General features: G+C 75.3%; 27 protein-coding genes and 1 pseudogene. 14 read left to right on the top strand and 14 right to left on the bottom strand.

The genetic code is table 11. The annotated features are described in order from the left end of the window. The first annotated feature begins 18 nt into the window (after positions 1–18). The 3 genes from WAA21_RS04510 to mmuM are packed head-to-tail and all read left to right on the top strand — an operon-like array spanning position 19 to position 3,423. On the top strand, positions 19–1,599 hold the full coding sequence (locus tag WAA21_RS04510; RefSeq protein ID WP_336921564.1) for a phytoene desaturase family protein: 1,581 nt from the start codon (positions 19–21) through the stop codon (positions 1,597–1,599). A 19-nt stretch (positions 1,600–1,618) separates the two neighbouring features. Then, positions 1,619–2,491 carry a hypothetical protein gene (locus tag WAA21_RS04505; RefSeq protein WP_336921563.1) on the top strand — a complete coding sequence of 291 codons (873 nt, stop codon included), beginning with the start codon at positions 1,619–1,621 and terminating at the stop codon, positions 2,489–2,491. After that, positions 2,488–3,423, top strand: a complete 936-nt coding sequence (mmuM, locus tag WAA21_RS04500; protein ID WP_336921562.1) for a homocysteine S-methyltransferase — start codon at positions 2,488–2,490, stop codon at positions 3,421–3,423. The genes WAA21_RS04505 and mmuM overlap by 4 nt, the downstream gene beginning before the upstream one ends. Before the next feature lie 151 nt (positions 3,424–3,574). On the opposite strand, the pseudogene WAA21_RS04495 reads toward mmuM, so the two are convergent. Next, positions 3,575–4,453 (bottom strand): annotated as a pseudogene (locus WAA21_RS04495) (alpha/beta hydrolase fold domain-containing protein); the annotation flags it as partial. A gap of 46 nt (positions 4,454–4,499) precedes the next feature. On the opposite strand from WAA21_RS04495, the gene WAA21_RS04490 reads away from it, so the two are divergent. Then, positions 4,500–4,880 (top strand): nuclear transport factor 2 family protein, encoded by a 381-nt coding sequence (locus WAA21_RS04490; protein WP_336921561.1) that lies wholly within the window; start codon positions 4,500–4,502, stop codon positions 4,878–4,880. On the opposite strand, the gene WAA21_RS04485 is transcribed toward WAA21_RS04490, so the two are convergent. The 6 genes from WAA21_RS04485 to WAA21_RS04465 form a co-directional block, all read right to left on the bottom strand. Then, on the bottom strand, positions 4,829–5,215 hold the full coding sequence (locus tag WAA21_RS04485; RefSeq protein ID WP_336921640.1) for an NUDIX domain-containing protein: 387 nt from the start codon (positions 5,213–5,215) through the stop codon (positions 4,829–4,831). The two genes, WAA21_RS04490 and WAA21_RS04485, sit on opposite strands and share 52 nt — an antisense overlap. A gap of 74 nt (positions 5,216–5,289) precedes the next feature. Further along, positions 5,290–5,748: a hypothetical protein gene (locus WAA21_RS04480; RefSeq protein ID WP_336921560.1), complete on the bottom strand. Its 459-nt coding sequence runs from the start codon at positions 5,746–5,748 to the stop codon at positions 5,290–5,292. After that, positions 5,748–6,017, bottom strand: coding sequence for a type II toxin-antitoxin system RelE family toxin (locus WAA21_RS04475; protein ID WP_336921559.1), 270 nt, complete (start codon positions 6,015–6,017; stop codon positions 5,748–5,750). Before WAA21_RS04475 ends, WAA21_RS04480 begins: the two co-directional genes overlap by 1 nt. Continuing rightward, complete coding sequence (locus WAA21_RS04470; RefSeq protein WP_336921558.1) at positions 6,014–6,292, bottom strand: type II toxin-antitoxin system Phd/YefM family antitoxin; 279 nt, start codon at positions 6,290–6,292, stop codon at positions 6,014–6,016. Before WAA21_RS04470 ends, WAA21_RS04475 begins: the two co-directional genes overlap by 4 nt. Before the next feature lie 10 nt (positions 6,293–6,302). Further along, positions 6,303–6,707, bottom strand: a complete 405-nt coding sequence (locus WAA21_RS17925) for a DUF2199 domain-containing protein (protein ID WP_442893227.1) — start codon at positions 6,705–6,707, stop codon at positions 6,303–6,305. 157 nt (positions 6,708–6,864) lie between these two features. Continuing rightward, positions 6,865–7,296 (bottom strand): GNAT family N-acetyltransferase, encoded by a 432-nt coding sequence (locus WAA21_RS04465; RefSeq protein ID WP_336921557.1) that lies wholly within the window; start codon positions 7,294–7,296, stop codon positions 6,865–6,867. 363 nt (positions 7,297–7,659) lie between these two features. Between WAA21_RS04465 and WAA21_RS04460 the strand changes: the two genes are divergently transcribed. The 7 genes from WAA21_RS04460 to WAA21_RS04430 all read left to right on the top strand — a co-directional run bounded on the left by WAA21_RS04460 (position 7,660) and on the right by WAA21_RS04430 (position 12,754). Then, positions 7,660–7,890, top strand: a complete 231-nt coding sequence (locus WAA21_RS04460; RefSeq protein WP_336921556.1) for a ribbon-helix-helix domain-containing protein — start codon at positions 7,660–7,662, stop codon at positions 7,888–7,890. Then, positions 7,877–8,224, top strand: coding sequence for a type II toxin-antitoxin system PemK/MazF family toxin (locus tag WAA21_RS04455; RefSeq protein ID WP_336921555.1), 348 nt, complete (start codon positions 7,877–7,879; stop codon positions 8,222–8,224). Before WAA21_RS04460 ends, WAA21_RS04455 begins: the two co-directional genes overlap by 14 nt. A gap of 724 nt (positions 8,225–8,948) precedes the next feature. Further along, on the top strand, positions 8,949–9,461 hold the full coding sequence (locus tag WAA21_RS04450) for a hypothetical protein (protein WP_336921554.1): 513 nt from the start codon (positions 8,949–8,951) through the stop codon (positions 9,459–9,461). A 170-nt stretch (positions 9,462–9,631) separates the two neighbouring features. Next, the gene (locus tag WAA21_RS04445; RefSeq protein WP_336921553.1) at positions 9,632–10,384 is read left to right on the top strand and encodes an RNA polymerase sigma factor; all 753 of its coding nucleotides are present in this window, start codon (positions 9,632–9,634) and stop codon (positions 10,382–10,384) included. A 47-nt stretch (positions 10,385–10,431) separates the two neighbouring features. Beyond that, entirely contained in the window at positions 10,432–11,208 is a 777-nt protein-coding gene (locus WAA21_RS04440) for a LamB/YcsF family protein (protein ID WP_336921552.1), read from the top strand. Then, complete coding sequence (locus tag WAA21_RS04435; RefSeq protein WP_336921551.1) at positions 11,205–11,873, top strand: 5-oxoprolinase subunit B family protein; 669 nt, start codon at positions 11,205–11,207, stop codon at positions 11,871–11,873. Before WAA21_RS04440 ends, WAA21_RS04435 begins: the two co-directional genes overlap by 4 nt. Further along, entirely contained in the window at positions 11,870–12,754 is an 885-nt protein-coding gene (locus tag WAA21_RS04430; protein ID WP_336921550.1) for a biotin-dependent carboxyltransferase family protein, read from the top strand. The genes WAA21_RS04435 and WAA21_RS04430 overlap by 4 nt, the downstream gene beginning before the upstream one ends. 6 nt (positions 12,755–12,760) lie before the next feature. On the opposite strand, the gene WAA21_RS04425 is transcribed toward WAA21_RS04430, so the two are convergent. Further along, on the bottom strand, positions 12,761–13,414 hold the full coding sequence (locus WAA21_RS04425) for an NAD(P)-dependent oxidoreductase (RefSeq protein WP_336921549.1): 654 nt from the start codon (positions 13,412–13,414) through the stop codon (positions 12,761–12,763). Positions 13,415–13,506: 92 nt separating this feature from the next. Between WAA21_RS04425 and WAA21_RS04420 the strand changes: the two genes are divergently transcribed. Then, the gene (locus tag WAA21_RS04420; RefSeq protein ID WP_336921548.1) at positions 13,507–13,965 is read left to right on the top strand and encodes a MarR family winged helix-turn-helix transcriptional regulator; all 459 of its coding nucleotides are present in this window, start codon (positions 13,507–13,509) and stop codon (positions 13,963–13,965) included. Here WAA21_RS04420 and WAA21_RS04415 read toward each other — a convergent pair. Next, positions 13,962–15,221, bottom strand: a complete 1,260-nt coding sequence (locus tag WAA21_RS04415; RefSeq protein WP_336921547.1) for a saccharopine dehydrogenase family protein — start codon at positions 15,219–15,221, stop codon at positions 13,962–13,964. The two genes, WAA21_RS04420 and WAA21_RS04415, sit on opposite strands and share 4 nt — an antisense overlap. A gap of 29 nt (positions 15,222–15,250) precedes the next feature. On the opposite strand from WAA21_RS04415, the gene WAA21_RS04410 reads away from it, so the two are divergent. Beyond that, positions 15,251–16,567, top strand: a complete 1,317-nt coding sequence (locus WAA21_RS04410; RefSeq protein ID WP_336921546.1) for a cation:proton antiporter — start codon at positions 15,251–15,253, stop codon at positions 16,565–16,567. Between the two features lie 9 nt (positions 16,568–16,576). Next, the gene (ypfJ, locus tag WAA21_RS04405; RefSeq protein WP_336921545.1) at positions 16,577–17,458 is read left to right on the top strand and encodes a KPN_02809 family neutral zinc metallopeptidase; all 882 of its coding nucleotides are present in this window, start codon (positions 16,577–16,579) and stop codon (positions 17,456–17,458) included. A 10-nt stretch (positions 17,459–17,468) separates the two neighbouring features. On the opposite strand, the gene WAA21_RS04400 is transcribed toward ypfJ, so the two are convergent. From WAA21_RS04400 to WAA21_RS04380, 5 genes are read right to left on the bottom strand one after another with little or no spacing between them, the layout of a single operon-like run. Continuing rightward, entirely contained in the window at positions 17,469–17,915 is a 447-nt protein-coding gene (locus tag WAA21_RS04400) for a hypothetical protein (RefSeq protein ID WP_336921544.1), read from the bottom strand. Next, positions 17,912–18,340, bottom strand: a complete 429-nt coding sequence (locus tag WAA21_RS04395) for a PPOX class F420-dependent oxidoreductase (protein ID WP_336921543.1) — start codon at positions 18,338–18,340, stop codon at positions 17,912–17,914. The genes WAA21_RS04400 and WAA21_RS04395 overlap by 4 nt, the downstream gene beginning before the upstream one ends. 59 nt (positions 18,341–18,399) lie before the next feature. Further along, a complete protein-coding gene (locus tag WAA21_RS04390; protein WP_336921542.1) occupies positions 18,400–18,660 on the bottom strand; it encodes a hypothetical protein in 261 nt (86 codons plus the stop codon). A gap of 55 nt (positions 18,661–18,715) precedes the next feature. Further along, entirely contained in the window at positions 18,716–19,735 is a 1,020-nt protein-coding gene (locus WAA21_RS04385; RefSeq protein WP_336921541.1) for a hypothetical protein, read from the bottom strand. Between the two features lie 46 nt (positions 19,736–19,781). Next, on the bottom strand, positions 19,782–20,144 hold the full coding sequence (locus WAA21_RS04380; protein WP_336921540.1) for a DUF3140 domain-containing protein: 363 nt from the start codon (positions 20,142–20,144) through the stop codon (positions 19,782–19,784). Positions 20,145–20,270: the final 126 nt, after the last annotated feature.

Raw genomic sequence — 20,270 nt, 5'->3', positions numbered from 1 at the left:
ACCCGGCAGGATGGGGCGGTGCCCACGAGCTCCCACGACGTCGTGGTCGTCGGCGGCGGCCACAACGGCCTGACCGCGGCGGCCTACCTCGCCCGCGCCGGACGGTCCGTGCTGCTGCTGGAGGCCGCCGACCACGTCGGCGGCGCGAGCGTGAGCGCGCCGGTCTTCCCCGGCGTCGACGCGCGGCTGTCCCGCTACTCCTACCTCGTGAGCCTGCTGCCGCGGCAGGTCGTCACCGAGCTCGACCTCGACGTGCGGCTCGTGCGCCGGTCGGTGTCGTCGTACACGCCGGACCCGCGCACCGAGGGGCGCACCGGCCTGCTCGTCGCCGACGACCGCGACGCGACCGCCGCCTCGTTCGCACGGGTGGGCGCCGAAGCCGACGCCGCGGCGTGGGACGCCTTCTACGCCGACACCGCCCGGCTCGCCGAGGTGGTGTGGCCGACCGTCACCGGGCCGCTGCCCCGCGCCCGCGACGTGCGCGAGGCGGTCGGGGAGCGGCTCTGGCGGGCCTTGGTCGAGGAGCCCGTCGGCCGCGAGGTCGGGTCGCGGATCGACGACGACCTCGTGCGCGGGGTCGTGCTCACCGACGCCCTCATCGGCACCTTCGCCGACACGATGACGGACCTGCGCGCCAACCGCTGCTTCCTCTACCACGTGGTCGGTGGCGGCACCGGTGACTGGGACGTCCCGGTCGGCGGGATGGGCGCCGTCAGCGGTGCCCTCGCGCGCGCGGCCGAGGCCGCGGGTGCCGCGCTGCGGACGGGGGCGCGGGTCGTCGCGCTCGACCCCGACGGCCGGCTCACCGTCGACGCGGACGGTACCGAGGAGACCGTCACCGCCCGCACGGTCGTCTGGGCGGGTGCGCCCGCCCACCTCGCGAGCGCCCTGGCCGCCGCGGGCGCCGGGGCCGACGGACTCGCTACCGGCAGCCACGACGTCGCCACCGCCCCGGAGGGCGCGCAGCTGAAGGTCAACATGCTGCTCACCCGCCTTCCCCGGCTGCGCGACGACGCCGTCCGACCCGAGGACGCCTTCGCCGGCACGTTCCACGTCAACGAGACGGCGGCCCAGCTCGCGACGGCCTTCGCCGAGGCCGACGCCGGGCGCATCCCGTCGCTGCCGCCGTGCGAGGTGTACTGCCACACGCTGTCGGACCGGTCGATCCTCGGTCCGGGTCTGCGGAACTCCGCCGCGCACACCATGACGCTGTTCGGGCTGCACATGCCCGCCCGGCTGTTCCGCGACGACCCGGAGCGCGCCCGCGCCGAGGCGCTGGCGGCCACCCTCCGCTCGATCGGCAGCGTGCTCGCCGAGCCGCTGGAGGACGTGCTCGCCACCGACGGCGACGGCCGGCCCTGCCTGGAGGCCCGCACGCCCGTCGACCTCGAACGAGAGGTCGGCCTGCCCGGCGGCCACATCTTCCACCGCGACCTGTCGTGGCCGTGGGCGACCGATGCGTCCGAGGTCGGCTCCTGGGGCGTGGAGACCGCTCACGAGCGGGTGCTGCTCGCCGGGGCCGGCGCCCGTCGCGGCGGCGGGGTGAGCGGCATCCCGGGAAGAAGCGCCGCGCTCGCCGTGCTGTCGAGAGAGCACTGACGTGGAGCGGGAGGACGACATGACGACGGCGACGGGCACCCCGGGAAAGCGCGACTTCACCGCGCTCTACACCGCCCCGGACCCCCGGCCGTACTTCTCCTACTTCCGCACGCTCGAGTACGGCGTGGTCGGCACGGGCGCGCGGCTGTTCCGCCGGCTGGTGGAGGCGCTCGCCGACGGCGAGGGCGGGCCGGGCGCCCCGGGCGACGACGCGAGCGTCGTGGCGGACGTGTGCTGCTCGTACGGGCAGGACGCCGCGCTGCTCAACCACGACCTCGACGAGGACGAGCTGTTCTCTCACTGGGCGGACCCCGCCACCGCCGACCTCGACCGCGACGCGCTGGTCCGCCGCGACCGCGAGTTCTTCGCCACCCGGCGCCGCCCGGACGCCGTCACGGTGCTCGGCCTCGACGCGTCCGCCCCGGCCGTCGAGTACGGCCTCGCCGCGGGCCTGCTCGACGGTGGCGTGGCCGCCGACACCGAGGCCGACCCCGACGTCGACCTGTCGGTCCTCGCTCCGGTGACGGGGGCGGTCGTGACGGGCGGCGTCGGCTACGTCGGCGCGCGGACCTTCGCCCGCGTCGTCGACGCCGCCGACGAGCAGCCGTGGGTGTGCGGGCTGGTGCTGCGCTGGGTCGACCTGCGCCCGGTCGCCACCGAGCTCGAGCAGCGCGGCTACACCGTCCAGGTCGCCGACGGCTGCCCCGTCACGCAGCGGCGCATGTTCGACGACGAGCGCCCCGCCGTGCTCGCCGGGCTCGACGCGCTCGGGCGCCGCCCCGGGGTCCTGGAGGAGCGGGGGTACCACGCGGCCGTGCCGTTCCTCGCGACCCCGCGCTCGATGCGCGCGCTGCCGCTGGAGCGGCTCGCCGCCGGGCTCGAGCACGCGTGAGCGCAGTCGCCGACGCCCTGGCGACCCGGCCCCTCGTGCTCGACGGCGGCCTCGCCACGCACCTGGAGACCCTCGGCCACGACCTGTCGGACGACCTGTGGTCCGCGCGGCTGCTGCGCGACGACCCGGGAGCGGTCGTGACCGCCCACGCCGACCACCTGCGCGCAGGGGCGGAGGTGCTCGTGACGGCGTCGTACCAGGCGAGCGTCGACGGGCTCGTCGCGCACGGGGCGGCGCCGGCCGAGGCGCGCCGACTCATCGCCTCGTCGGTGACCCGGGCGCGGGAGGCGGCGGACCTCGTCGGACGTGGCGCGCCCGGCGAGGTGTGGGTCGCGGGGTCCGTCGGGCCGTACGGCGCGGTGCTCGCCGGCGGGCAGGAGTACACCGGCGACTACCTCGACCCGTCCGCGCCCGGCCGCCTCGACCGGGCGGCGCTCCGGGCCTTCCACGCCGAACGGATGGCGCTGCTCGTCGAGGCGGGCGCCGACGTGCTCGCGTGCGAGACGGTGCCGGGCTGGCTCGAGGTCGAGGCGATGCTCGACGCGGCCGAGGCCGCCGGCGCCGACGTGTGGGTGAGTCTCACCGCGGTCGCCGACCCGACCGAGCCGTCCCGGCTGCGCACCCGCCGCGGCGAGCCCGTCGACGCCGCGCGCGTCGCCGAGGTCGCGGCCCACCCGCGCGTCGTGGCGGTCGGCGTCAACTGCTGCGAGCCGGGTGTCGCGACGACTGCCGCCGCGCTCGGCGCGACGGTCGTGTACCCGAACTCGGGCGAGGTGTGGGACGGCGCGGCCCGGGTCTGGCGCGGGTCCCCCGAGCCGGTCGAGGGGCTCGCCGACGGGTGGCTCGCCGCGGGCGCGCGGCTCGTGGGCGGCTGCTGCCGGGTGACGCCGGAGCAGGTGGCCGGCATCGCGGCGGTGGCCGCGGGGCGCTGACGCCCGGGCCTACGGCGTCGCGTGAACCCGCGAGCGCACCTCGGCCAGCAGGGCGCGGCGGGCGGCTTCGTCCCTCGGGGGTCGGCAGCAGCGGGAACACGTGGATGGCGCCGGGTGCCACGTGGACGAAGCCGCGGGCGGTGTCCGGGAGCCGGTCCCACAGCAGCCGGCAGTCCGGGAGGGTGATGTCCCGGGTACCGACCCACACGTCGACCGGCGGCAGCCCCGACATGTCGCCGAGGATCGGGCTCACGCGCGGGTCGTCGAGCGCGAGGTCGCCGGCCCACGCGTCGGCGACGGGGCGCAGCCCGGCCCGGTGCAGCCACGGGTCGACCCGCTCGACCGCGTCGATGCCGGGGTTGGCCATGCGCAGGTCCAGCCAGCGCGCGAGGAGGGTGAGACCGCTCGGCCGGTGCTCGGCCGCCATCGCCTGTGCGGCCGCGAGGGCGAGCCCGCCGCCGGCGGAGTCGCCCGCGAGGTGGACGGCGCGACCGTCACGGGCGAGGTCACGGACGACGGTCGTGACCAGCGCCAGCGCGCGCAGCGCCTGGTGCTCTGGCGCGAGCCCGTACACGGGCACGTGCACCTCGCACCCGGTCGCCTCCGCCATGTCGGCGACGAGCGCCCAGTGCTGGGACACGATCTCGCTGACGTAGGCGCCGCCGTGGAGGTACACGACCACCGGTCCGAGCCCGCCGACCACTGCCGACCGCGGTCGCACCACGTGGACGTCGAAGCCGTCGACCTCGTGGCGGCTGACGTCCAGCCGCGAGGCGACCGAGCCCGGCGGGCTGGAAGACGTCTTCCCTCGAGCGAGCAGGGCTCGCCCGGCCCTCTCGGTGGCGAACTGGCGTCGCCGCGTCGCCCGGATCAGCAGCGTCACCGCCCGCGCCTGCCAGCTGGGGCGCAGGCGTGGCTCCGTCGTCACCGTCGCAACGTAGCCCCGGGCGACTACGCGCGCCGTCGGCCACGAGGCGGCGGCTGTCGGCGCCTTAGCGACAGGGGCCGACCTGTCTCGACGGCGCGGCATTCGACGCCCGAATGGTCGGAGGGACCAGCCACCTACGCTGCCGTGCGTGGAGGAGGAGCTACGACGCCTCGAGGAGTCGCTATGGCGTGCGGAGACCCGCTTCGACCGGCGCTACATGGACGCGGTGCTCGCGCCCGACTTCGCGGAGTTCGGCAGGTCGGGTCGCCGCTGGGACCGGGCCGAGATCCTCGCCATGACGGGTGACGTCCTCGACGCCCGTCTCGTGGACCTGCGGGTGAGCCTGCTCGCGGACGGCGTAGCGCTCGTGACGTACGTCAGCGAGGTGCAGACGAACGGGGTGGCCGGCGACGTGCAGCGGGCGAACCGGTCGTCGGTGTGGGTACATGGCGACGGCGCCTGGCGGCTCCGCTTCCATCAGGGCACGCCTGTGACCGCGAGGGCAGACCGCACGAGCTCCGCCACGTGACGGTCGGCGAGGCGAAGGGTTCCGACGTCGGCGCGGCCGAACCACGCCACGGCATCGTGCTCATGAGGGGCTCGGTTGACCGGCTCGCCCTCCCACTGGTCGATCACCCAGACGCTCAGGCGGTAGTCGACCGCGTGCACGTCGGCGAACGGCTGACCTGCGACCGTGACGGTGACGCCAAGCTCCTCCTCGAGCTCTCGCTCCAGTGCGCGTGACGGCTGCTCACCGGGGCGGACGTGGCCACCCGGCAGGTCCCAGACGTCGGGGTACCAGCGTCGCGACGGCGAGCGGTGGACCAGGAGGGCTCGGCCGACACGTCGCAGCAGACCGGCCACCACCACGTGTTCGGGGCTGCTGACGGACACGCCTCCACTCTGGCGCAGCGCGCTCCCACCGACCGCGGGCCGCGTCAACGTCGTCGGGCGATCTCGACCGCCAGCTCCGCGCCGGCCGCCCGGAGCGTCGCCGGACCGGTCCGGACGTCGGCGGGCACCTGGACCGTCCACGAGATGCGGTAGTCCTCGTCCTCGCCCGAGGCATCCTGGGTGCCGGGCAGCCACGCCCTGCCGTCCTGCTCGAGCAAGAGCTCGACGCCGTCCAGTGGTCTCGACTCGTCGACGGGCACGGCGCAGCCGCCTGCGGTGTCGTCGCAGCCGTCGACGAACCAGACGCCGGAGACCTCGACCTCCGCCCCGGGTAAGGGCAGCACGCTGGTCGCGGGCGGGTCGGTGTCGTCGACCGCAGCACCGACGCCCAGCAGAGGGCCGACACAGCTTGCGTGCGCGAGTGGAAGCGGCAGACCCGGGAGCGTCACGAGCAGGCCGACCAGGGCGACCCGCTGCAGGTCATGGCGCGTGCTCCCGACCATCACGGCCGTCGGTAGGCGCTACGTCGATGCCCCACCCGCACGACGCGCACGACCACGCGGTCGTCGTGGATCTCGTAGAGGACCCGGTAGTCGCCACGGCGGGCGCTGTGCAGCCCGGTCAACGGTCCCCGAAGCGCCTTGCCGACTCGATGGGGGTTCTCGCTCAGCGCACCCTCGATGAACTCGAAGGCGGCAGCCGCGACGCCCTCGGGCAGGTCGAACGCGAGGGCGCGCCGTGCGGCGGCGCTGTACTCGACGCGGGATCTCACTGCCGGAGGCGGCCGGCCTCGCGCAGCTGGCGCCGCATGTCCTCCGACGAGACGACGTCGTCAGGCGCCTCGCGGTGGGCCTGGAGGTCGGCCATCGCCTCGGGGTCGCTGAGGACCTCGAGCGTCTCGAGCAACGACTCGTAGTCCTCCGCCGACAGCAGGACGGCCGCGGGGCGTCCGTTGCGCGTGATGTGGATGCGCTCGTGGGTCTCGACCGCCGACTCGACGAGCTTGGACAGCTGCGCCCGCACCTCGGCCAACGGCAGGGTGGTCATGTACACGAATCTAGCGTGATCCGCCCCGCCAGGCGTGTCCCGTCCTCTGGCCGCGCCGGTCCACCCTCAGCCGACCACGTGGCGGCGGAGCGCGACGACGATGTCGTCGACGTCGATCGCCGGGGCACGCCGGACCGAGCACGCAGGCCCGGACGAGATCGTCGGGCCGAACCTCGTCGGGATCGCGGACGACGACGGTGAGCGGCGCATCGAGCACCCCTCCCGGCGGGACGTTGTTGGCGAGCTGCCCCTCCAGACGCCGGTCCGCGCACTCGGGCGCGTGCCAGACGGAGCGGGCGCGGTGCTGGTCCTCGACCGAGACCTGCACCCACACGCCGTACGTGACGGTGCTCCCGTCGTCGAGCGCGACGGGCAGCAGCACCCGGAGGAAGGCCGAGTCCTCGGCGCGGAGCACCACCGACGTCGTGGCATCCACGTCGCTCAGCCGCAGGCCCTCGATGGTGCGTCCTTCCCGGACGTCCTCGAAGAGGACGTGGCGCCAGGCGAGACGCCGGACGGGTGGTCGACGTGCTCGACGAGTCAGCGCTCCTGGCTCTCGTCGCAGTGCCGCCTCAGCCGTCGAAGCGGACGAACGCCCGCAGCGAGCCGTCCCCGTGCTCGCGCACCTCCGAGTAGCCGAGGCTCTCGTAGAACGCGCGCTGGCCGGGCTCGTCGTCGGTGAGCAGCACCTTCTGACGCACGGCGCCGTACGGCTGAAGCACCGCCAGCACCAGCTGTCGGCCGGTGCCTCGCCGTCGCTCGTCGGGGTGCACGAGGACGTCCTGCAGGTAGCACACGCTCGCTCCGTCGGACACGACCCGGGCGAGCCCGACCAGGCGGCCGTCACGGTGGGCGGTGACCACCCGCGAGGAGCCGGCGAGGGCTACGGCGAGGACGTCCGGGCGCTCGGCGTAGCCCGTCCAGCCGACGGCTCGGTACAGCGCGACGACAGCATCGAGGTCGTGGGTCCTGGCGACCGTCACAGCGGCGGGGTCGTGTCCCACGACGGAACCGTAGGGTGACGGGCCGACCGCGGGACCCGTCATGGACCCGCCGGACGGCTCGTGTCCTGCCCGGCAGTCAAAGGTGCACCTGCTGCGCTGGGTCACTGTCGCGCCGATCACGAGCACCACCCGTGGCATCACCGGGAGATCGAGGTCGGACCACGCAACGGCCTCGCTCACGACAGCGTGGTCAATCGGCGACTACAGAATCGGAGCCGGCGCCGGCCCGTGTGATCGGTGACACCTTCGACCTCTTCATCCCGTGGTGACGGCCACCTCCATCCCCTCGCGACGGCCCTCGTCGGTGGTCGATCGCTGACCGGTGCGACTCCCGGCCTAGTAGCAAGACGGTAGCATCGTGGTATGAAGCTGAGTGTCAGCCTGACCGAGGACGATGTCGCCACCCTCGACGAGTACGTGCGCGCCGAGGGGCTGCCCTCCCGTTCCGCAGCTGTTCAGCAGGCCCTGCGGCGGCTCGTCCAGAAGGACTTGCTGCACGCCTACGCCGAGGCCTACGCCGAGTGGGACGCCTCTGGCGAGCGAGCGTGGTGGGAAGCGAGCACCGCGGACGGCCTCGACGATGCTGCGCGGTGAGATCCGTCTCGTCGACCTCGACCCCGCTCTGGGGAGCGAGGCCAGCAAGCGCCGGCCCGCCCTGATCGTCAGCAACGACCACGCCAACGCTGCGGCGGCACGGTCAGGGCGAAGTGTCGTCACGGTGGTGCCCTTGACGAGCAACACGTCGCGCGTGTGGCCGTTCCAGGTTGTGCTCAGTGCCGAGCACACGGGTCTGGAACGGGACTCCAAGGCGCAGGCCGAACAGGTCCGGTCGGTTGCCGTGCAGCGGATCGGTGCCGCCCTGGGCCGGCTCGGCGGGCAGCACCTGGCCGAGGTCGACGACGCGCTGCGTCTGCACCTGGCACTCTGAAGCCGCTCCGGCCGGCTTCTCCGCGAGCCGATCGGTCACCGGCACGCTCTGCATGCCGCTCCACAGAGGGACCGCTGTCGACAACCGCGACTTCGGTCCAGCAGCCATGTGCCTACGCGCGATGGTCCTCATTATCGGCAGGCCGCGGGGGGCGGCCTCCCGAGCCCCGCAACTGACGTGGTGCCTGTCTCTGACGCTTCACATGAGATTCCGGCGACGAACTAGACGCTCTAAGCGGGCCCGCTCACGTACGGGTCGTCAGGCGCGTCGACACTGGACGCCTCCGCAACTGAAGGCTCATTGACCCTCAGCTCGCGCCGTCGCGCCCGCCGCCGATCTGCATCGCCACGCAGAAGTGAGCCCAACTCGACCCCTGCTGTCGCCGCAGCCAGGGCTACGACCACGGGAGCAGCCCCGATCACCGTGAGAAACACAGCGCCAGCGGCAAACACGCAGACGACCACTACCTCGACGGCCGTATTGAAGCTCACCGACCGCCGCTCCTCTGTGTCCACGCCCGCTAGCCAGCCAGAGATCATTAGCCGAGCATGCGGGTCCCGGCACACCCCTGGCCAGGAGAACGACACCGACTCCTCCGAACTGGCGATCCTCCGTCACGGGTGGCATCTGGTGACCGTCGGCTTGGCGGACGGTCACCAACCAGGGATCGTCCAGCGGTCACATACGGGCGGAACCGGGCGGCGCGCCACAGCGTCGAAGGTCCATGGCAGGACTCGCCGCCCGCCGTCCGATGTCGTCGTCACGCAAGCTCGCCGAGACCGCGGCACCGCCGGTTGTCAGCTGTCTCGTGACGGTGACTCTGGCAGTGCTCGTCGCCGGCTGCAGCGGGTCGCCGTCCACGACTCAGGACGAGGGCGCGGCTGCGGCGTCCGAGAGGCAGTCGGCCATCGCCGGGGCGACTTCCACAGCCCGTGAGGACGGCGCGGCCGTGGCTTCGTACCCGCCGTCCGGCGCCGGCGGCGACTCGGCTCTCCTCGCCGGCACGGCCGACATTCTCGACGGCTGCCTTGTTGTCGTCCCGGCTGATGCAACAGGTGACCAGCAGCCGTATGTGCCGATCTTCGCCACCAGCGACGAACGGACCCAGCTACTTGCCGACGGAGACTCCGTCGAGCTGGGCGGCGGCGAGGGTTCTTCGACGCCGGACCCGTCATGGAACTACCCCAGCGCATGCCCCGACGGTGGTCCCTTCTGGATCGTCGCTCAGCCCGACTGAGCCGTCCCACAGCCCGACTCTCCACCGACGACGGTGCGCATCGACGAAGCCCACGACCACGGGTTCTGCTCCGCCGTCCCGGCATGCCTCGCCCGGCCGGATGTCCCCCTGGGGCACCCCATCTGGACAAGGTGTAGCGCCGACGCGGTCGACGGCACGACGATGCCTCCATGGCGGACGAGGGCGTCCTCTTCGAGGGGGTCCGGCTCGGGAGCCGACGCGCCTTCGAGGAGCTGCTCGACCACGTCGACCCGACCATGCGACGCCTCGGCCGGCTGTACGTGCCCGAGGCCGCGGTCGGCCCCCTCGTCGCGACCACGTGGCAGGTCGCGCTGCCCGGCCTCGACATGTTCACGTGGCACACGAGCCTGCGCGCGTGGCTCACCGGCATCTTCGTCACGTACGCGAGGGCCGCCGCGGTGACGGCACCACGAGCAGACGCGCCATCCGCCGGACCCGTACCGGTACGGGACCCGGCAGTCGTCGGCGATGTGCCGTGGGAGACGCTCGCCTGGTCGGCGCACTGGTCACCGACGTACTGGGCCGACCTCGCCGACACCCTCGCCTCGCTGCCGCTCCCGCAGCGCGAGGTGCTGTGGCTGCGCGACGTGGAGCGCTGGGAGCTGCGCGAGACGCTCGACTGCCTCGGACTGACCGCCGCGCAGGGCGAGCAGCTGCTCGACGCGGGACACGACACCGTCGCCGCCGGGGTCGCCACGCTCGTGAGCGCCTCACCTGCCGCCGTGGCCGATCGAGGGCGCCGCCACCACGGGGTGACCCGGCTGCTCGCCGAGCTGCGGCAGGACCCGGCCGCCGCGACGGATCCGGGGCCGGCGCGCGTCTTCACCGTGTGGCGCCGCCACCGCCGGGTGCGGGTGTGGCGCCGCTGGTCGTGGGAGCTCGGGCGGCGCCGCGCGGGTTGAGCGACGGTAGGGGCGACGGCACCGAGCGGGCCCGGCACGATGGGTCCGTGGAGCGCCGCACCGTCGACCTCAACGCCGACCTCGGCGAGGGCTTCGGGGTGTGGCGGCTCACCGACGACGAGGCCCTGCTCTACGTCGTGACGAGCGCGAACGTCGCGTGCGGCTTCCACGCGGGCGACGCCTCGACCATGCGCCGCGTGTGCCGGCTCGCCGCGGAGCGCGGCGTGGCGGTCGGCGCCCAGGTGTCGTACCGCGACCTCGCGGGCTTCGGGCGCCGCTTCGTCGACGCCGACCCCGGCGAGCTGCGCGACGACCTGCTCTACCAGGTCGCCGCGCTCGCGGGCATCGCGGCGGCGGAGGGCACGACCGTCCGCTACGTGAAGCCGCACGGGGCGCTGTACAACGCCGTCGTGCACCACGAGGCGCAGGCGCGCGCCGTGGTCGCAGCGACGGCCGACGCCGCCCGCGCGCTCGGCGCCGGGGTGCCGCTGCTCGGGCTGCCCGGCTCGGTCCTCGAGCGGCTCGCCGCCGAGGCCGGGGTGCCCTTCGTCCGCGAGGCTTTCGCCGACCGCGGCTACACGGCGGGCGGCACCCTCGTGCCGCGGACGGAGCCCGGGGCCCTGCTCGCGGGCACGGACGCCGTCGTGGCCCGGGCCGTCGCCGTCGCCACCGGCACACCCGTGACGACCACCGACGGCGGCGACATCGTCCTCGACGCCCGCTCGATCTGCCTGCACGGCGACTCCCCCGGCGCCGTCGAGGCGGCCCGGGCCGTCCGCGCCGCCCTGCACGACGCGGGTGTCGAGGTGGCGGCCTTCGCGTGAGTGAGGGACCGAGCGCGACCGGCGGGACGACGGTGCGCGTGCTGCCCGCCGGGTCGCGGGGGGTGCTGCTCGAGGTCGCCGACACCGCGGCGGTCCTCCGTCTGCACGCCGCGGTCGCCGCGCTGGCGCTGCCCGGGGTCGTCGACCTCGTGCCCGCGGCCCGCACCCTGCTCGTCGTGCTCGACCCGGCCGTCACCACGCCGGGTGCCGTGGCCGAGGCCGCCCGGCGTGCCCGACCGAACCGCGACAGCGGACCGGAGACCGCAGCCGGCCGCACCGTCGAGGTGCCCGTCCGCTACGACGGCGAGGACCTCGCCGAGACCGCCGCGCACCTCGGCCTCGACCCCGCCGCACTAGTCGGGACGCACACCGCCACCACGTGGGTCGTCGCGTTCTGCGGGTTCGCGCCCGGGTTCCCGTACTGCGTCGCGACGGACGGGCCGGCCGTCGACTGGCAGGTGCCCCGTCGGGCCGAGCCGCGCACGCGCGTGCCGGCGGGCGCCGTCGCGCTCGCGGGCCCCTGGACCGGGCTGTACCCGACGGCGTCACCCGGCGGGTGGCAGCTCCTCGGCACGACCGACGCGCCGCTGTGGGACACCGACCGCGACCCGCCCGCCCTGCTGCCGCCCGGCACCCGCGTGCGCTTCCGGGACGTCGGCACGTGAGCGCCCCGGCGCTGACGGTCCTCGCGACCGGCCCGCGCTGCACGGTGCAGGACCTCGGCCGTCCCGGGCACGCGGGGCTCGGCGTCACCCGGTCCGGCGCCGCGGACCGCACGTCGCTGCGGCTCGCGAACCGGCTCGTCGGCAACCCCGAGGGCGCACCGGCACTCGAGGTGACGCTCGGTGGCCTGCACCTCCGGGCCGGCCGACCGCTGCTCGTCGCCGTCGCCGGTGCGACGTGCGCCGGCGCCCCCGTCGACGCCGCGGTCCACCTGCGCGCGGGCGGCGAGCTGCGGCTCGGGCTGCCCGCCGCCGGACTCCTCACGTACGTCGCCGTCCGCGGCGGTCTCGACGTCCCGCGCGTGCTCGGCTCCGCGGCGACCGACACGCTGTCCGGGCTCGGTCCCGCGCGGCTGGAGCCCGGCGACGCGCCGGCGGTCGGCCCCGCACCGGCAGGGCCCGTCCCGGACACCGACCTCGCGCCGCGACGCGGTCTGCACGAGGGTCCAGTGCCCCTGCGGCTGCTGCCCGGTCCCCGCGCGGACCGCCTGGCCGACGGCGCGTGGGGGGCGCTGCTCACGACCACCTGGACGGTCGGGCCGGACAGCGACCGGGTGGGTGCCCGGCTGCTCGGCGAGGGCGACGGCACCGTCCCGGCGCGCGCGGACGCCGGGGAGCTGCCGAGCGAGGGGCTGCTGCGAGGGGCCGTCCAGGTGCCACCGTCGGGCCGCCCCGTCGTGTTCCTCGCCGACCACCCCGTCACCGGCGGGTACCCCGTGCTCGCCTACGTCGTCGACGCGGAGCCGGGGCCGTGGTCGACCGGGACGGACGTCGACCGGCTCGCGCAGTGCCGTCCCGGTCAGCAGGTCCGGTTCACCGCCTGAGCCGCCTCAGGAGGAGACGACCGGCGAGGAGTGGCGCTGCTCCTCCCCCGTGACGAGCCGCGCGAGGTAGCGGCCCAGGTCGGCCCGCGGCAGCTGCGTCCCGTGCCCGCCGCCGACACGGTCGGCCACGCGCCACGAGCCGGTCCCGTCCCCGTCGGTGAGGCGGGGTGCGCGCACGACCGTCCAGTCGACGTCGTCGGCGGCGACCACGCGCGCCACGCCGGCCCGGCTGTCGGCGAGGACTGTGCCGGCCGTCACCGTCATGACGCCCACGATCAGCCGGTCCAGGACGCCGGGGGTGTCGCCGGGGCGACGCACACCCGCCCCGGTCAGCCACACGAGCCGGCGCCTCGGCAGCGCCCGTACGGCGGCGAGCGCGGCGTCGGCCGAGCGGGCCATGAGGTCGGGCGGCGAGCCTCCCACCGGGCCGAGCGCGGACACGAGACCGTCGGTCCCGGCGACGGCCGCGCCGAGCGGACCCGGGTCGGTGACGTCCGCCTCCGCCACGACCACCCCGCCGCCGACGACCGCGGCGCCCAGGACGTCCGCCGCCTTGCGACGGTCGCGGACCACCGCCACGACCTCGTGCCCCGCCGCCCGCAGCTCCCGCACCACGTGCACGCCGGTGCGACCCGTCGCCCCCGTCACCGCGATCCTCATCGCCGTCTCCCGTCAGTCCCGCTGACGACCACTCGTCAGCCCCGCTGACATGATTGTCAGCCGGACTGACGGTCATGCGCAACACTGGCGGCGTGAGCGGCACGGGCGGGACGACGGAGCCGAACCTCGCGCTCGCGCTGCTGCGCGCCGCCGACTGGTTCGACGAGGCGCTGCGCGCCCGGCTCGCCGACGGCGGGGTGGCGCTCACCCGCAGCCAGGCGCAGGTCTTCGCCGCCCTGGAACCCGCGGGCTCGACGACCGCCGACCTCGCCCGTCGGGTCGGGGTCACCCGCCAGTCCATGCACCGCCAGGTCGCCGAGCTGGTGTCGCTCGGCCTCCTCACCACCGACGCGGACGCCCGCGACGCCCGGCTGCGCGTCGTGCGCCTCACGCGTGTCGGCGCCGCCGTCGTGCGGCGGGCGCGTCGCGAGCTGGTGGCCGTGGAGGCCGAGCTCGCCGAGCGGGTCGGCGAGGACCACGTCGCGGCCCTGCGGGACGTCCTGGCGCAGGACTGGGGGTCGCCGCCCGGACCGCCGGAGCGCTCGCGCTAGAGGACCTCGAGCGTCGTGCCGGCCGCCCGCAGCCGGGTGACGAGCACGTCGCCGAGCGCCGTGGCCGGCGTGAGGACGCCCGCGCGGTCGGGCAGGCCGGCGCGGTCGAGCACGAGCGCGAGCGCGGACTCCCCGAGCATGCGTGCGGTCGAGACGTACCCGGGGTCGCCCTGCGAGCGGATCCGCGCCTGCACGAGCCGGCCGGTGCTCGTGGTGCTGTGCAGCCGGACGGCGAACCACCCCTCCGTCATCGTCCGCTCGTCCGGACCGGTCCCGGCCGCGGGCAGGACACGCTCGAGGACGCCGTCGAGCAGACGACGGGTGGGCGGCAGCGACGCCGCCGCCGCGACGGCCGCGGTGCCGGCCGCGAGCCCGGCGGCGAGCGGGGCGCCCCGCCACCGTCCGGGCAGCCCGACCGCCTCCCGGTAGGTGAACCCGCGGCCGTACGACCAACCGGTCACGGCGTTGGAGCGCCGCACGACGCGGCTGTTCACCTGGTGCATGACGAACGGCGCGAGCCAGCGGCCGGTCACCGGGTCCCACTCGACCCCCGAGGGGTCGGCGCCGTCGCCCGGCCCGGCCGCCACCGTCCGGTCCGGCTCCCGGCCGCGGTCCGGGCTCAGGGCGTACGCGTCGGCGACGAGCCGGCGGGTCCGCGGGTCCTCCCCGGCGCTCTCCAGCAGGCCCCGGGCGCTCGCGACCGTGCCGCCGCTCACCCCGCCGCTCGCGCCCGTCAGCACGAACCTCGTGCGGGTCAGCGTGCCGAGGCCGTGCTCACGCGCCGCCCGCGCGAGCAGGTGCACGCCGAGGTCGGAGGGCACGGAGTCGAAGCCGCACGCGTGCACCACCCGCGCACCGGTGCGTGCTGCCTCCTCGTGCGCCGCGTCGATGCTCGCGCGCATGAACGGCACCTCGCCCGTGAGGTCGACGTAGTCGGTGCCCGCGGCCGCGCACGCGCGCACCAGCGGCAGGCCGTGGCGGGCGTAGGGGCCCACCGTGCTCACGACCACCGACGCGCGGGCGGCGAGCGCAGCGACGTCGGCGTCGTCGGCGCTGTCGGTGCGGAGCAGCTGCCACCCGGCGGCGCGGGGGCCGAGCGCCTCCCGCGCCTCGCGCAGCCGGTCGCTCGAGCGGCCGGACAGCCCCACGGCGACGCCGGCGGGGGCGGCGTCGCGCAGGTAGCGCGCGACGAGCCGACCGGTGAACCCGGTCGCCCCGTGGACGACGACGTCGAGGTCCCGCTCCCGCTGCGTCACCACGGCACGGTACGTGGCAGGCTTCGCCGGTGCCGGAGCCCCACGCCCTGGTCGTGCAGCTGTCGGCGACGACGACAGAGCTGCCGACCCCCGAGATCACGAGCTCGGACGTCGTGTACGTCGTCGGTGGGCTCGGCTTCGTCGTCGCGGCCGCCCTGCCGCGGCTCATCCGCAACCACGCGGTGTCGGTGGCGATGGGCTTCACCGCCGTCGGGCTGCTCGTCGGCCTGCTGCCGCTGCCGCTGCCGGAGATCGACGTCCTCAACGGCGACGAGCTCACCGAGCGCCTCGCCGAGGTCGCCGTCATCACCGCCATCCTCGGCGTCGGGCTCGCCATCGACCGCCCGTTCTCGTGGCGCCGCTGGGGCACGACGTGGCGGCTGCTCGGCATCGCGATGCCGCTCACCATCGCGGCCGTCGCGCTGCTCGGCTGGGGGCTCATGGGCCTGCTGCCGGCGAGCGCGCTCCTGCTCGCCGCGGTGCTCGCGCCCACCGACCCGGTGCTCGCCGGCGACGTGCAGCTGCAGGGCCCCAACGACGGCGAGGACGACGAGGTCCGGTTCGGGCTCACGAGCGAGGCGGGCCTCAACGACGGCCTCGCTTTCCCGTTCGTCTACCTCGCCGTCTTCGTCGGCTCGACGGTGAGCGTCGCCGAGTGGGGCTGGCGCTGGCTCGCGTGGGAGCTCGTCGGCAAGATCGCCATAGGGGTCGCGGTCGGCTGGGCCGTCGGGTGGGTGCTCGCGCGCCTGGCCTTCCGCGCGCCCCGCCCGGAGTGGCGCTTCGCGGAGGCCGGGGAGGCGGTCGTCGCCCTCGGTGCCGTCCTGCTCGCCTACGGCGTCGCCGAGACCCTGCAGGGCTACGGCTTCCTCGCCGTCTTCGCCGCCGCCCTCGCCATCCGCCGCCACGAGCGCGACCACGAGTACCACCAGGTGCTCCACTCGTTCATCGAGCAGGTCGAGCAGATCCTCACGATGGTCCTGCTCCTGCTGCTCGGCGTCGCCTCGGCCCGCGGCCTGCTCGACGACCTCACGTGGGCGGGGGCGGCCACGGCCGTGCTCCTCGTGCTCGTCATCCGGCCGGTCAGCGGCGTCCTGTCGCTCGTCGGGGCGCAGGGGACGCGCGGGCAGCACCTCGCGCTGGGCTTCTTCGGCGTGCGCGGGATCGGCTCCATCTACTACCTCGCGTACGCGGCCGGCGAGGGCGCGTTCAGCGAGATCAGCGAGCTGTGGGCGACGGTCGCCTTCACCATCCTGCTGTCGGTGCTCGTGCACGGCGTCACCTCGACGCCGGTCATGAACCGCCTCGACCGCGGCACCTGGCGCGCGCGGGAGAGCGGGCGGCCCTAGCGTCCGGTCGTGACCTTCAACGAGGGCGGCAGCTTCGAGGGCGGCCGCGTGCGCAGCCGGCGCGGCGGGGCGATCGCGGGTGGCGGTGCGGGGCTGCTCGCGGTCGTCGGCTTCCTCGTCTTCCAGTTCACCGGCGTCGACATCGGGCCGGTGCTCGAGGGGGCGGCCGGGGGCGGCCAGCAGGAGCAGGAGGGCACCGTCGGGCAGTGCACCGCCGAGCAGGCGAACACCGACCAGCGGTGCCGGCTCTCGGCGACCGTGCAGTCGCTCGACGCGTACTGGGCGAGCGTCCTCGCCGAGGCCGGCGCCGAGGGCGAGGTGCCGCGGCCGGAGGTCTACGAGTTCCAGGACTCGACGCAGTCCGGGTGCGGGCAGGCGAGCGCCGCCACCGGCCCGTTCTACTGCCCGCCCGACCAGTCGATCTACCTCGACCTCGCCTTCTACGACACCCTGCAGAGCCGCTTCGGCGCCTCCGACGGCCCGCTCGCGGAGATGTACGTGACGGCCCACGAGTACGGCCACCACATCCAGAACATCACCGGGGTCATGTCCTCGACCGACCGCAGCCAGGCCGGCTCGGGCTCGGGCCAGGTCCGCCTGGAGCTGCAGGCCGATTGCTTCGCGGGCATGTGGGTGGGCGCGGCCGCCACGACGGTCGATCCCGACACCGGGGTGACGTTCCTCGAGCCGGTGACGGCCGAGCAGCTCGCGGACGCGCTGTCGGCCGCCGAGGCGGTCGGCGACGACCGCATCCAGGAGGCCTCCGGCGGCCAGGTGGACCCGCACACGTGGACGCACGGCTCGAGCGAGGAGCGGCAGCGCTGGTTCACGCGCGGCTACGAGGAGGGCACGCTCGCCGCGTGCGACACGTTCGCGGCCGAGGGCCTGTAGCGCCTTCCCGTCAGGGGTTCGGACGCGCCTCGTGGCCCTCGCGGCCGCGGGAGCGCTCGGCCTCCTTCATCTGCGCCTCCAGCAGGTGCCGGCGCCCACCGACGAGCTCCTCGCGGGCCGTGGCCTCCCAGTGCCGGAACCGCGACCAGTAGCCGTCGTCGTACTCCTCGACCACCTGGAACGTCCACCGTCCGGCCAGCACGTTGCGGCCGTGCATGTCCTCGCGCACGCGGGCAGCGAGGTCGCCGTGCCCGGCCTCCTCCAGCGCGTCCAGGGCGTCGCCGAGCTGGATGTCGGTGCGCCCGGACAGCCGGTGGAACTCGTACAGGTGCCCGCGGGCGACCTCGAGCGCCTCCAGCGCCTCGCTCAGCTTCCCGAGCGCCTCGACGGTGTCCTGACCGACGCCGTCGGGCACCCGGTGGGCCTCGTCCGGCCCGTCCTGCGGCAGGCCGCTCACGCGCCCGCCCCCGGCAGCATCCCGTACGCGCGCTCGGGACGGACCGCGAGCAGCAGACGCCGCTCCCGCACCATGACCTCGCGGTACTCGTCCCAGTCGGGGTGCTCGCCGGCCGCGCGCCGGTAGTACCGGACCAGTGCCTCGACGGTCTCGTCGTGGGGGTCCTCGGCGGGCGGGAGCAGCTCGGCGCGCCCGTCGATGACGACGTAGCTCCAGAAGTCCGGTGCGCTCACGTGCAGCGACACCCGAGGGTCGCGCCGGGCGTTGCGCGTCTTCGCCCGGTCGTCGGTCACGGACACGAGCAGGCTGCCGTCCTCCACGACGTGCATGACGTTCGACGACTGGGGCCTCCCGTCGCGGCGCAGCGTGATGAGCACGCTGCGGCGGTTCTCGGTGGCGTACGTGACGGCGGTCGCGAGCTCCACGTCCGCCATCCTCGGGCGGCGCGTCCGGGCCTGCACGTCGGCGGGCGCGGCGGGGCGGGCTACTCCTCGCGGGCACCCTCGTGCGTGTCCGCCGTCCCCGCCGCGGGGAGCGCCGCCACGGCGCCGCCCACCCGGACCTCCACGTCGACCCCCTCGTAGTGCCCCGGCACGTGGGCGCACGTCTCCTCCCGGGCGACCGTCACGGTGATGACGTAGCCGCCGTGCCGGCGCCCGAGGCCGATCCCCCCGACCCCCGGCAGCCCCTGCAGCCTGGTGCGCAGGTGGTCCTTGGCCGCGCGAGCGGCGTCCCGGTCGGTCACCTGTGCATGGTCGGCCCTGCAGGGCCACGTGCGCCAGGGGTGCGCGCCCCGGCGCTCAGGACGTCGGGAGCGCCACCCCGAGCGCGGCGAGCACGTCGTCGAGCACGTTGCAGTAGGTGAGTCCGGTCCCACCGGGCCCGCCCTGCTCGCTGCCGGCGAAGAGGAGGCCGACGCCCGCACCCCCGCCGGCGAGCCGGACGAGGGAGCCGGAGTCACCACCGGCGGAGAAGGAGCGGCCCTCGCCCTGCACCTCGACCTGCCCGTCGAAGCGCAGCAGGCCGACGCCCGGGCCGAAGTCGACGACGACGTCGTCGACCTCGATCGCGCTCACCCGTCCCGTCGTCGCTCCTGTCGTGCGCCCTGTCTTCTCGACCGGCTCGTCGCCGTCGAGCAGCGCGGTGGCCGTGGGTGCGCCGGAGAGGTCGACCTCGACGCCGTCGTCCAGCCGCGCGAGGGCGGCGTCGACCGCGTTCGCACGTTCCGCCGCCAGCGGGACCGCCCGGTCCAGGACGCCGATCCGGTCCGCCCCGACCCCGCCGTCGGCCGGGCCGGGCTGCAGCACGACGTCACCCGGTGAGGCGAGCCCGGATCGGGCGAGCACGTGGCTGTTGGACAGCACGAACCACGCGCCGTCCGCCCGTACGAACGCCCCGACGGTGCCGGCCGTGACGCGCTCGTGCGCGACCGAGGCCCCCACGACGAGCGGCCGCAGCCGCGAGCGGAGGCGGCCGACGTCGACCGCGGCGCGCGACGACGGGTCGGGTGCCCACTGCGGGTCGAGGGCGAGCGCCCGCACCGCACCGACGTGCCGCACGTCGAGCTCGGCCTCGCCCACCTCCTCGCGCATGCGCTCGACGAGCCGGCTGACGGCCGGTCCCTCCTCCCGGTAGCGCACGGCGAGGCCGTAGCCGGACCCGGTGCGCGTGGCGCCCAGCGCCACGGCGGCCGGCTCGGGCGGCGGGAGCGCCTCGGCCGCGCTGGGCCGCGCCCCGGCGCGGTCGGTGGGGGCCTGCGTGGGGGCGGCCGCCCACGCCGCCCAGGCCGCCTTGAGCTCTCGCACGTGGTCCAGCTGCATGGCGACAGCCTGCCCCGACCCCCGGACACACGCCCGGAGGCGGCGCTCAGTCCGCCGGCTGCAGCGGGTCGTGGCCGATCGTCATCAGCTTGTGCCGCCAGGCGGCGTCGCCCGCCGTGGGCTCCAGGTCCTCGCGCCGCTGCGAGCGGACGCGCTCGACGACCCGCGCCATGGTCGTCACGTCCACCTCGTCGAGGTCGGTCTTGCGCCGGCCGAGGATGCGCAGCACGTGCTGGCCGGTGGACAGCCCCGGCATGTGCCCGGTCTCGTCGAGGAACGCCTCGGCGTCCTCGTCGGAAGCCCGTACGCGCAGCCAGTCCGCCAGGTCCTTGCTCGTCATGTTGACGACGGTGTGGAACTCGTCCCACAGCTCGTCGAGCTCGGCGTCGGTCAGGTCGTGTCGTGGCATGCCGGGGCAGTACCCCGGGCCCGCGGCCGCCATGCCGACCGGACCCGTCTGCCGGCCCGTGGCCCTCCACCCGGGTCGGTCCGGAGCCCGGTCCGGAGGACGGTGGGCAAAGGCCTCCCCCTGTGT

The organism is Aquipuribacter sp. SD81 (assembly GCF_037153975.1).
Classification (GTDB): domain Bacteria; phylum Actinomycetota; class Actinomycetes; order Actinomycetales; family JBBAYJ01; genus Aquipuribacter.
Note: the sequence above shows the minus strand (reverse complement) of the source record. Positions and strands in the feature narration are given on the sequence as shown.